A 12,003-nucleotide genomic window follows, 5' to 3' on the forward strand; every position below is an offset into this window, starting at 1 on the left:
TGGTTATGGCTTCTCTCATCGATCCACGTATCAAACTCCGGCATCTGCAAGCCTTTATCGAGGTGGCGCGACAAAAGAGCGTCATGCGAGCTGCCAACGTGCTGCATATCAGCCAGCCGGCAGTCACCAAAACGGTGCGAGAACTCGAGGATGTGTTAGGCGTCGCACTCTTCGAACGCGAAGGTCGCGGTATTCGTCCGACGCGCCTCGGCGATATCTTCCTGCGCCATGCGGGCGCCACGATGGCCGCCCTTCGCCAGGCGGTAGACGCTGTGTCACGGGAAGCGGCGCATACCGACCCGCCGGTGCGCATCGGCGCACTGCCGACGGTATCGGCGCGCATCATGCCCGAGGCCATGACGCACTTTCTCGCTGAAGCAGCGCAGGCTTCCATTAAGATTGTCACTGGAGAAAACGCCATCCTGCTTGAGCAATTGCGCCAGGGTGACCTTGATCTTGTAGTCGGCAGGCTTGCCACACCGGAGAAAATGACGGGCCTCAGCTTCGAGCACCTCTACTCGGAGCAGGTTGTCTTCGTCGTTCGTCCCGGCCATCGACTGCTGTCAGGCAAGGCCGATCTCTTCACCGAGCTTTCAAATTACCCAATTTTGATGCCGACCCGCAATTCGGTGATCCGCCCAATCGTCGAACAGTTTTTGATCGCACAAGGCGTGGCGATGCCGAAGACGCAGATCGAAACAGTCTCAGACTCGTTTGGACGCGCCTATGTCCGCATGAGCGAAGCCATCTGGATCATTTCAGAAGGTGTAGTCGTCGACGACGTCGCAGCGGGCGCACTTGCGATTCTGCCCTTTAACACCTCCGATACTAGCGGCCCCGTAGGGCTGACAATGCGGACGGATACTGCTGTGTTCACCTCGCTCGCCCTCATGATCGAGGCAATTCGCAGGGCTGCGACTATTGGGCGGATGGCGTGATCTGAACCAAGACCGCTTGCCTGGGATCAAACCGCTAAAGTGGGATTATTTATCGGATGAATAGTTGTTCACGGCACGTGCCGGCAACGATTGTTTAAGCACGTGTAAAGGTACCGCGAGCGCTTCGCGGGCAACGCCTTCCAGCTTCATGAAACATGCACAGATGGGGAGAACGTTCTCAACGTCTAGCTAAATCGACCCTATCGAGCGGCTTGGCATGGCAACCTAGCTACTTTGTTGGTGGAGCCGCGAAACATTGCGATATGGACCGTTGCGAGATCTGACTGACCATCTACTCTTGCCAGGCAGGCCCGTCGACGGCCGCATTCAATCAGCCGCCAAACCCTTCCGCCTGAACACATCCCTAGATTTAATTTTAGCACCCAGCACGCTTAACGTTACGCCAACCATATCCGCGATATAAGAGACGACGTAAGGAATCTTATAGAGACCACCCTGTAGGCTTTGACGTAAGGCAGGCAGAGCAATGCAGATCGATTTACAAACACTTTGGTACTTGACCGTCGGAACGCTGCTGGTGTCAGCCTCGCTTCTCCTTTGGGAAAGGCAGGCCCATCCAGGTCGCGCACGTGTGCTTGGTGTTCTGGCCGCGGCACTCTTCGCGTTCGTTCTCGGGTGCATGCTCGCCATGAACCGCAGCCACTTTCCAGTCGTGCTGGGTATGGCGGCGATCAACATCCTGATGATGTCAGGATACCTCTTGGTCCTTAACGCAGTCGCCGGGCTTGATGGTCAACGGCATTTCTGCTCGTCCGTCGCAGCGTTAAGCTTCCTAGCCATCGCTTGGGCAATCGCTGGCACGCACTTCCCGGCCGCATTCTGGAACCATGTCTCGTCTATCCCCATCGCTCTGACCTGCGGCCTAACAGCATGGTTGCTCCTGCGCAGCCGCACTGTGCAGCGATTGCGCTCCCGTCCGGTCGCAGCAACGATTTCGGCCTTCCATGCCCTGTTCTATTTTGCCCGAGCGTTCATTGCCCCTGTTCTCATTGAGCGCTACGGGCAAGATATGATCTCCATCATCGGGAAGGCGACGATGTACGAGGCTGTCTTGTACTCGGTGGCGATGCCAATGTCCTTTTTGATGATTATCCGAGAGGAGGAAAAGCTCAACCTGCTCCGTATGTCACAAACCGACCAACTGACTGGACTTGCGAACCGCCACGCCTTTTTCGAGCAGGCATCTCGGATGCTGCGGGAGCGGCATGGTGACCCCGTCTCACTGCTCGCCTTCGACCTCGACCACTTCAAGGCAATCAACGACCGTCATGGACATCCAACCGGAGATAAGGTTTTGCAACTGTTCGCCGACACTGCTCGCAAAGAAGCAGGCCCGGGCGCACTTCTTGTCCGTTTGGGCGGTGAGGAATTCGCTGCGCTTCTGCCATTGTGCGACCATTCCCAAGCTCTCAGTCGCGGCCAAGCAATCGCAAGCCGGTTCGCCGAAGAAGCCGCTCGGGCAGAGGGCTTGAAGACTCGCGCCACAGTCAGTATCGGCCTTGCGGCGCCGGACTGCAACGACCTCTCCGGGATGCTTGCAAGCGCCGATAGCGCGCTCTATCGCGCAAAAGCCCTTGGGCGGAACCGCGTTGAGACCGCAAGCCCAAACGAATTGCTGCTGCACCCCTCAGCCGATCCATTGCCTCATCAGTTGCGGGCAGTCTAGGACGAGAAGTCATTCCACAATGTAGCTCTTTGGGATGAGCACCTTGAACATGGACCAACTCCGTGCTCATCTTTAAGCGATCGCTTTCGAACCTGATCCCCAAGCTGAGTTACCGCCTCACAGAACTGCCACAACGGCGCCCGTTACCCTGAGTCTTCAATCCAAAAAATTTGGCGTGCACGCGGCCAACTACAGCAATCCATCACCTGCATTTTCATTCAGGGGCGTCAGAGCAGCGTTTGCTAGAGTTAAGTAATCTTGTTGAATTCTTAAATGTGTGCACACCAGAGATTGAAATTGTACTGAATTTCAATACAAGCTGTAGCATAAACGCGCGTTTCCCGAGCGACGCCGACGTCGTTTCTCGGAACTATAAAACTTTTCGTATTAGGAGTTCATCCATGGTCCACAAGAGAAGTCCCGATGCGATCGACGTGTTTGTGGGCGGTCGTATCCGCATGCGTCGTATGATGCTGAAGTTGAGCCAGACGCAGTTGGCGAATGAACTCGGAGTGACGTTTCAACAGGTCCAGAAATACGAGAAGGGCACGAACCGTGTTGGCGCAAGCCGTCTGCAAAAGATCGCAAATGTCCTCGGCGTCCCACCAAGCTTCTTCTTCTACCAAGAGAGTGAAGAACTGGTCACCACGGCAGGCATCGGAGATCTCACGACGATGAGCTACGTTTCGCAATTTCTTCAATCCCGCGAGGGCATGGCCCTAAACCAGTCGTTTTTAAAAATTCCCGATGCAAACGTCCGCCAAAAGATTGTGGCGCTCGTCAAGGCTATGGCCGAGATGGACGAGCTTCTTCCTATTGCCCCTGAAGGGCGTTCATCGGTGGAAGTTAGGTTGAACAGCTAGGTCGCAGATCTGGGCTTTTGGACAACCATGACGGAACTGTAGTGGGGATCAATGGCGTTCAGGTTGTTGACACTTGGGGAACTTCGGCTCGTTGATCCTTCGGGGAATGCTGTTGCCTTCTCCGAGAAGGGTTTGATCATCCTTGCCTACCTATTTGTCCACCCGCAACGTGCCCAATCGCGGACGGCGTTGTCGAAGCTGCTATGGGACGCGGTCGAGCCGGCGCAGGCATATACCAATATGCGCAAGTCATTGTCGAGGATCGACAGCCGCCAGCAGGAATTGGGTCATCAATTCGTTCAAATCACTGCTTCCGATGTAAAGCTCAACACTGAAGCTATCGACTGCGACATTGCGGGATTGGAAGCCCCGCCTGTTTCGGACGCACTGATTGATCTGCGCTCGTTAGTCGGACTTTTCAGTCATGCGTTTCTCGAAAACGTCGACAGCACAGGAGCCGCACTTTCAGCCTGGATTGGACAGCAAAGGGCACAACACCTATCCCGCCTACGGGAAGCCTTAATCACTGCGATACCGATCGCGAAATCTGCGCAAGATATCGCACTCGTCAAGGATGCGGCCCTGCGCATATTTCAGCACGACCCGGATGACGAGATGATCGTCAGCTTGCTTGCGGAGACCTATTCCACCGAGGGCAAGGTAGAGGCCTTCCGAAACATCTACGAAGGCCAAAAACAGAAGCTGTGGGGTAACCTGACGCTCGATCCCAATGTCCATGCCCTGAATGTCGTCAAAAAAGTCTTTGAGAAGCAGCGCACTCTCCTTGCCGTTTCGCAGCAAGGAATTGGGGACAAGTTGGGCGCTAAAGCAGACACAGGCCTCAAGCGCCCCATGCCGAGGCTTGTACTCCTGCCGCCAGTGGAGAGCATTGCCGGTCGCCAGCCTCTGCTCCCTTTTGCTGACGCACTTATTGAGGACGTCACCATCGCGCTATGTTCCTTGACCTCAGTGTCTGTGGTCGCTCCCTACACGGCCGCCCAGATCAGCCGGCAGTCGGATAAGGCCACCACAATCGCGCAGCATTCCATCTCCTACGTGCTCGATACCAGGCTTTCAGGCCAGGGTACTCAATGCAGCCTCTTCGTGCAGTTGGTTTACTTCGCAAACGATGAGGTCATCTGGGCGGACCGTTACGACATGGAAAAAGACAGTCTGGCCGTCCAGCGGCGTCAGATAGCTCGCCGAATTTCCATGGCGATCACCGGGGAAATAGAGCGCAACGAGCTGGCGCGGGAATATTTCGAGCAAAGCCCGACCGCATACCACCATTACCTCCTCGGACAGCGACATCTCAAGAACCTTGGTCTTCCAGATATTCGCCGTGCACGCAAAGAATTTCGAGCAGCGCTCAATCACTCTCCCTATTTCGCGCCAGCATTGAGCGGTATCGCTCGAACTTATTCAAGGGAATGGCTAATCACGGCACGTGGAGACGCTCAACTTCTGAAAGAAGCCGAGAAACATGCTAACAAAGCGATCGCGGCTGGCCAAGACATGGTCGGCGGCTACAGAGAACTCGGTGTTGCTAAGATGCTCTTAGGCGGCATTGATGAAAGCGTTGAGGCCTTGGAGTTGGCCGAGACGCTCAGCCCCCATTATGCCGATGTCACCGCGGACTACGCCGACACCCTTGTCCATGCATCGAAGCCCGGCCTAGCACTCGAGAAAATCGAAAAAGCCATCGAGCTCAACCCCTTGAGCCCCGATGTATACCTTTGGACAGCAGCCGGCGCGTCCTACTGCCTCGAAGAGTACGAGCAAGCCTTATCCTATATCGAGCGCATGGCCGACAGAGGGCTCGCTAACCGCCTCTCCGCCGCAAGCTGGGCGATGATTGGCGACCAAAAAAGGGCGAAGAGCTTCGTGCGCAAGGCTCGGGAAACCAATCCCGACTTCGATGTGGATACTTGGCTGACCGCCGTGCCGTTCAAGGAGCAATGGCAGAAAGATCACTACCGTGATGGCCTGCGAAGCGCAGGCTTTTGAAGCAAATGAGCCAAAAGAAGGATTTTTAGCATGGCAAGAATCGTCGTTATCGGAGCGCCAGGTGAGACTGGCCTATGGGTTGCAGATCTTGATGCAGGAACTGTTAAGCCCTTTCAGCCGCCGGCAGGAAGCGCGCTGGAGGCAGCGGGTAAACTCCGGGCTAGCGGAGCTACGATCATCAAAGGCGTGGATTTCTCTGTCTCCGTGAAATCGGCAGACGACGCCTTCTCCGGTCATCTCGACGGATAAGCTAGCCAACGATGCGGCCTCGGGAAGATAGTGATGTTGAACGATCAGATGCCGAACCTTCCTGAGGCCCGCTCTGCCACTTACTCGGCGCGTATCTGCACGCCAGAGGAGACGCTCAAGCGCGTCGCATCCTTCCTCCCACGCTACGGGATCACTCGCGTATCTCGATTGACTGGTCTCGACAATATCGGTGTTCCCGTCTGGAGCGCAGTTACTCCTAACGCTCGCTCGATCGTCATCCATCACGGCAAGGGTATCACTGATGCTGATGCTAAAGTGTCTGCAACGATGGAGGCGCTCGAGCGCGCCATCGCCGGCAGTCCATCGATCGACACAATCACTGCAACACAAGCGAGCCTCGAACTGGAAGGGCGGGTGGTCGATAGCCTCGTGGGTCTCATCGCCCAAGGTCAGAACGACATAGCCGACGACGAGATGCTAACATGGGTTCGGGCAAGAGATGTTTTATCCAAAGTTGAAACCTGGGTTCCCTATGAAGCTGTCATCCTGGATCGTACTCCAGAGGTGGTTAGGTTCTGGCAGTCTTCGGATGGCCTAGCATCTGGAAATACACTCTTGGAAGCGAGCTTCCATGGAGTCCTGGAACGTATCGAGCGCGATGCAGAAACTTTGTGGAATATAGCGAACGCAGATCAGCGCCTTAAGACCTGCCTCGACCCTCGCAGCCTTCTGGATCCAGTCATAGATGGGCTCGTCAGTAAAATTGAAACGGCAGGTCTAGAACTTCGGCTGTTCGATATTACGAGCGACATCGGCATCGCCTGTTTCGTAGCGTTTTTGGGGTCGGCCTCAATCACATCAGGAAGCAATTCGCGCTTCATCGACGTGACCAAGGGAAGCGGTGCGCATCTCGATCCCGCGCGAGCCGCAATCCGGGCAATTACGGAAGCGATTCAATCCCGCCTGACTTATATCGGCGGCGCAAGGGACGACATCTATCCAGAGACGTTCGAACGGCCCCTACCGCAGGAAGTTCGGAACTATTTCAACGCCGAGCCGAGACCCCTCCCTCCCCGTAAGACGGTAGGCCTTGGACCACTGGAAGACATGTTCGAAACCGTGCTCAAGCATCTTGAAACTGCATCTGTGGGCTCTGTCGTTGTCGCTCCGCTGACACCGCCGGATTTTCCATTCTCAGTCGCCAAAGTCTTGGTGCCTGACCTTGAAAATCCGCCAGGGGAGCGAAAAAGACGTTTTGGGGCCCGAGGTATATCGAAGGCGTTGTTTTCGCTATGAAGATTGTCTTCGTCGGCCCCACACTTCCGGAAGCAGAAGATCTGGTACCGCCGGATGTAGAAGTCCGCGGCCCGGCCAAGCACACAGATATCCTGGCTGCTGTCACTGACGGCGCGACGGTAATCGGCTTGATCGACGGGAATTTTGAAGATGTGGCCCCTATCTGGCACAAGGAAATCCTATTTTCTCTCTCACAGGGCGTTCGCGTCTATGGCTCAAGCAGTATGGGCGCTTTGAGGGCTGCTGAATGTGCCGCATTTGGAATGATCGGGATTGGCAAGATTTATAGCCGTTATGATAGTGGCGAACTCGTTGATGATTCCGATGTCGCGCAAATCCACGGCCCGAGGGAGATGAACTACGTGTCACTGTCCGAGCCCTTGGTGAACGTCTTGGCAACCCTCGACGACCTGTTGTTGCGGCGTGAACTTGACCACGCCGACTACGACAGCCTCCGGACAAGCGCCGAAATGATATTCTTTAAGGAGCGGACTTACCGGGCGATCGTCGCTAATGCCAATCTACCGGACCATTTATCGCGAGAAAGCCTGACAGTGTTGTTGCGGACAAATGCTATCAATCAGAAACGGCTTGACGCGCTGGAATTACTGAAAGCCATAGCGGCGGCTGACGACAGGCGAGTGCAAGTTCCTACGGACTGGACTTTCGCCTCGACAAGGCAGTGGCGAAAGATCCTCTAGTGACTCCGGTTGTAGCCCGACCCTGCACGGCACTCCAAGCTGTGTCACGCCTATGTCACGCGCAATTCCATAACTTCTAATTTATCCTTCGCCGTAGAAAACCGATTTGGAATGAAGGATTGATGATGGCACTAGACGCTCATGAGAAAGACACCGACCAGGACGGTGATATCGCACCCGAGCTGGTTTCGATTGCACGGCTTGTGACTTATGCGCGCAACAGCGCCAAGGATCTCGACCTCGAATTTTCGACATACTGCCTCGATTTGGCTTTAGGTTCGCTGGTGGAAGAGATCAGAAAACGCGGAGTGGATAAGACTGAAGCCAGCGATGAGGAGGAGTACACCGCAAGCGTCATCTCCGGGGCATCTCACTAACTACGCCGTCTAAATCGCCGATCAAGAATGGTCGCTACAGCAGCTCGTCGATGATGCACTCGAGTGGTACCCCGTCATCGACAATGCGGAAATGATTTCCCTCCCTTCGCGGCTCACCGATCGAGAAGGTACCTGCCGTATCGTGGCCGACGCGCAGCAGGGGACCAACGGCATTCTGAGGCGAGACCTCGAGCTGCTGGCCGATTCAGAGAGGTGGGTTTCCGACAGCAGGCTCGCGAGCCAAGGCATGACCCGGTCTGCCCCGGAGCCACCGGCGCGCATTGGCATCATCAGCGACTGGGGACGGCAGAGGCCCGCTTTTCCCACTCTGCGTCATACTAGCGGGTGACGCCACCCTGGTCCGATAAGCGCGACAGACCAACTTTTAGTAGATCGTCGTCAAGGTCGTATCCGACCAGTAAAAGTGCGGCAGGTAGTCGAGGTCATCGTCGTCCGTCAGAAGGGCGAATACGTTGCCGAATAAAGGTCGCCGCGGTTAAGTCCGACCGTTCGGGACGCGATCAGGGATTTCTCGAGCTGACAACTGGGTTTTCCATGCTCCAGATCGACGATGAAGCATTCCCCGGTACAGCAACGCTCGGCGAACTGAGTTTTCGTCTACCCCTACATTTTTTGGTATTCTCGGACATGCGCGCCAAAATCTGCCGTTAGCCAGATCGTGTTGAGCTCCCTTTAAATTCTTTCTTACCGTACAGGAAGAATCGGTGGGTAACGAAGCGCCGCTCATATTTAAGGCCAAGAGGAAGAAGCTCATCTCCCGCAGAATGAGCTGCGGCACATATCCCACCGACACCAGCGGTCATCCCTGGTTCGTCCAGTCTTCCACCCTTAAGCCGGGCACCCGTCGAACTCCCTGCGGTTCATCGTGACCATAATCGCCTCACCCGCGAGCGGGTGTGTCCCGCAAAGACTGCGTCATAGGATCCAATCGAAGTGCAGATACGAGCCAAATTTGCTAGCCACGCACCTGCATGCAGCAGTGATTGTGGGAAGCACCGAAAACGCCCTCCGCTTCCAATGCCACAAGCTCATGCATCCTTCGCCGCATACCGCAACACTGGTACCAGCCGAGGAAGGGGTTGAGCCTCAGCTTAGAGTGGCTAGCTTGGAGTCCTTGGGGGAATTGCGTCAGCACCGTTCGCTAATTAAGACATCCTGTCTCTAAATCGCTTACTTGAGAATGGCCGAAAACCTCGGGTCAAAGGCGCGACTGATCGGCTCGGCTGCAGCACCAAGCGCCACCGCCCACGGATCTGTTATCCCGAGTTGAAACCTCGGAACACGGCGCTCGGACCGCTGAGAAAGAGACGGAATGAGCGGTTCCATCGCCTCCATCAAGCGACGGGCAAGCACCTCCGGGGTGCCACCACAAAGGATCACAGTTTGTGGGTCGAAAATTGTTTCGATGAGGTGAATGCTCCAACGAAGATCTGTCACGGCTTCTTCTAACCAGAACTGGATCCTTCGGTCATCTGTCGCGGCGAGCTCATTCACCGCGGCGTAAACTCCGGGATCAGCCGGATCAATTTCGAGATGCTGATAAAGTGCAGCGAGCGAAGCACGATGTTCAAGAGGCGAAGCCCGACCGCCCGGCGACAACAGTGCCATACCGATTTCGCCTGCATTGCCATTTGCACCGCTGTAAAGCTCGCCACCAAGAATGAGACCGGCACCAATACCGTAGCCGAGATAGAGGCAGACAGCATGGTCGAGTCCGTGGGCGGCGCCCACCATTCGCTCCGCTTGAGCACAGGCTGCCGCGTCGTTCTGTAACCCGACTTCAAGCCCGGTGCCTGCCGCCAGCATTTCCAGCAGAGGAAAAGATTGCCATGCAGACATCATCCACGGATCGTCAACAGCGATTTCCAAACCGAAGGGTCCCGGCATTGCAGCGCCGAGACCAACTAAGCGACGCTCTGAATCACGGACCAGAAGGCGCAGATCTCGCCTCACGGTTTCAATAAGATCTAAGATAACCTTCACGCCGCCTTGAGGTCCATTAGCTGGAAGTGGCGCTTCTGCACGGGTGAGGATTGTACCCAACAGATCGACTGCGAGTGCGCGAGTAACGTGACGATCGATTTGAAGACCGATAGCGAAAGCACCTTCCGGCACCAGACTGTAGGGAGTCGACGGCTGCCCCCTGCCCCTTCGGATAACCCCCTGCGCACTCACCAGCCCATCTCGCTCAAGTTCGTCGACGATGTTGGATATCGTTTGCTTCGTCAACCTGGTGGCACGTGCAAGATCAGCGCGTGAAAGAGCGCCATTGAGGCGCAACGCGTCGACAATCACCCTTCGGTTGTGCGCACTTGTTCCTTCTTGGTTGGTCCCGCTTTTGGCACGGATCGGTCGTCTATCATGCATCTAGCAATTCCCCTTGACACCACTTGGATATTGAAGAAGATATAAAGTCAATGCAATTGACTTAATAAGGGACCGGAGAGTCCTTGGGGAATGCGAAGAGCCAAAAGCGGCTCCGCGGCGATCCGATATCGGTATCCAACAAAGGGTGCCTTAACGACTGGAGGCGACTTGAAGCCGCCCTCGGTAAACGCGTGAATGCAAAAAAACTGGAGGCTGGCTAAATGTCGAACTCATTGAAGAAGACCCTGCTTGGCGCTGCACTGCTCAGCGCATCTTTTGCACCGGGTGCCTTTGCCGAGACTAATATCAACGCACTTTTCATGGCGCAGGCCGCATACAGCGAAGCTGATGTTCGCGCGATGGCAGAGGCCTTCAGCAAGGCCAATCCTGACGTCAAGGTCAATCTGGAGTTTGTTCCTTATGAAGGCTTGCACGACAAGACAGTGCTGGCGCAGGGCTCTGGAAGCGGATACGACGTCGTTCTTTTTGACGTGATCTGGCCAGCTGAATATGCGTCCAACGACGTCCTCGTAGATGTCACTTCGCGCATCTCCGAAGACACGAAGAAGAGTGTGTTGCCGGGAGCTTGGACCACCGTTCAGAACGACGGAAAATATTACGGGATGCCATGGATCCTCGACACAAAGTACCTGTTTTACAATAAAGAGATTCTTGAAAAGGCTGGCATTAAAGCGCCGCCGAAGACCTGGGACGAGCTTAATGAGCAGGCCAAAATAATCAAAGACAAGGGCCTGCTGAATACCCCGATTGCATGGAGCTGGGCTCAGGCCGAAGCGGCTATCTGCGACTACACGACGCTGGTCAGCGCCTACAAAGGCGAGTTCCTAAAGGACGGGAAACCAGACTTCCAGACGGGCGGCGGTCTTGACGCCCTGAATTACATGGTTGCCAGCTACAAGTCCGGGCTAACTAATCCGAACTCAAAAGAATTTCTCGAAGAGGATGTCCGCAAGGTCTTTCAGAACGGCGATGCCGCGTTTGCGCTTAATTGGACCTACATGTACAACATGGCGAACGACCCCAAAGACAGCAAAGTTGCTGGCAAGGTCGGTGTCGTTGCAGCTCCGGGCGTTGCCGGGAAGAGTGAGGCGTCCGCAGTCAATGGCTCCATGGGCCTTGGCATCACTTCTGCCAGCAAGCATCCTGACGAAGCCTGGAAATTCATTACGTTCATGACCTCTCAGGCGACGCAGAACCAGTATTCCAAGCTCAGCCTGCCAATCTGGGCGTCCTCTTACGATGACCCTGCTGTCACCAAAGGCCAGGAAGAGCTGATCTCCGCCGCGAAAATTGGTCTCGCCGCAATGTATCCTCGGCCGACGACGCCGAAATATCAGGAGCTCTCGACCGCTCTTCAACAGGCGATCCAGGAGTCGCTTCTCGGACAGTCTTCCCCCGAGGACGCGCTGAAGACAGCAGCTGAAAACAGCGGCCTCTAAGCAATCTACAACTACCAGGCGGACGATACTGCCGCCTGGCTTGCCGTCGTCGTACCGATGAATGGAAAGGGCGCCC

General features: G+C 55.5%; 10 protein-coding genes. 9 read left to right on the forward strand and 1 reads right to left on the reverse strand.

Annotation, left to right across the window (positions count from 1 at the left end):
* Positions 1-5 precede the first annotated feature (5 nt).
* The 8 genes from pcaQ to PVA19_RS03390 all read left to right on the forward strand — a co-directional run bounded on the left by pcaQ (position 6) and on the right by PVA19_RS03390 (position 8,079).
* The gene (pcaQ, locus tag PVA19_RS03355; protein ID WP_144620603.1) at positions 6-938 is read left to right on the forward strand and encodes a pca operon transcription factor PcaQ; all 933 of its coding nucleotides are present in this window, start codon (positions 6-8) and stop codon (positions 936-938) included.
* Positions 939-1,530: 592 nt separating this feature from the next.
* Positions 1,531-2,625 carry a GGDEF domain-containing protein gene (locus PVA19_RS03360; protein WP_274101162.1) on the forward strand — a complete coding sequence of 365 codons (1,095 nt, stop codon included), beginning with the start codon at positions 1,531-1,533 and terminating at the stop codon, positions 2,623-2,625.
* 401 nt (positions 2,626-3,026) lie between these two features.
* Positions 3,027-3,488 carry a helix-turn-helix domain-containing protein gene (locus tag PVA19_RS03365; RefSeq protein ID WP_274101164.1) on the forward strand — a complete coding sequence of 154 codons (462 nt, stop codon included), beginning with the start codon at positions 3,027-3,029 and terminating at the stop codon, positions 3,486-3,488.
* Between the two features lie 51 nt (positions 3,489-3,539).
* Positions 3,540-5,495, forward strand: a complete 1,956-nt coding sequence (locus PVA19_RS03370) for a hypothetical protein (protein ID WP_274101165.1) — start codon at positions 3,540-3,542, stop codon at positions 5,493-5,495.
* A gap of 30 nt (positions 5,496-5,525) precedes the next feature.
* Positions 5,526-5,744, forward strand: a complete 219-nt coding sequence (locus PVA19_RS03375; RefSeq protein ID WP_274101166.1) for a hypothetical protein — start codon at positions 5,526-5,528, stop codon at positions 5,742-5,744.
* A gap of 33 nt (positions 5,745-5,777) precedes the next feature.
* Entirely contained in the window at positions 5,778-7,001 is a 1,224-nt protein-coding gene (locus PVA19_RS03380) for a YcaO-like family protein (protein WP_274101168.1), read from the forward strand.
* Positions 6,998-7,702 carry a TfuA-like protein gene (locus PVA19_RS03385; protein ID WP_274101169.1) on the forward strand — a complete coding sequence of 235 codons (705 nt, stop codon included), beginning with the start codon at positions 6,998-7,000 and terminating at the stop codon, positions 7,700-7,702. Before PVA19_RS03380 ends, PVA19_RS03385 begins: the two co-directional genes overlap by 4 nt.
* 122 nt (positions 7,703-7,824) lie before the next feature.
* Entirely contained in the window at positions 7,825-8,079 is a 255-nt protein-coding gene (locus PVA19_RS03390) for a hypothetical protein (RefSeq protein WP_443111617.1), read from the forward strand.
* A 1,191-nt stretch (positions 8,080-9,270) separates the two neighbouring features.
* On the opposite strand, the gene PVA19_RS03395 is transcribed toward PVA19_RS03390, so the two are convergent.
* The gene (locus PVA19_RS03395; RefSeq protein ID WP_274101170.1) at positions 9,271-10,467 is read right to left on the reverse strand and encodes an ROK family transcriptional regulator; all 1,197 of its coding nucleotides are present in this window, start codon (positions 10,465-10,467) and stop codon (positions 9,271-9,273) included.
* Between the two features lie 221 nt (positions 10,468-10,688).
* Here PVA19_RS03395 and PVA19_RS03400 point away from each other — a divergent pair, with 221 nt between their 5' ends.
* Positions 10,689-11,927, forward strand: coding sequence for an extracellular solute-binding protein (locus PVA19_RS03400; RefSeq protein ID WP_274101171.1), 1,239 nt, complete (start codon positions 10,689-10,691; stop codon positions 11,925-11,927).
* Positions 11,928-12,003: the final 76 nt, after the last annotated feature.

Origin of the sequence: Agrobacterium sp. CNPSo 3708, from assembly GCF_028674915.1 — a bacterium.
In the GTDB taxonomy this organism is placed as follows: domain Bacteria; phylum Pseudomonadota; class Alphaproteobacteria; order Rhizobiales; family Rhizobiaceae; genus Agrobacterium; species Agrobacterium cavarae.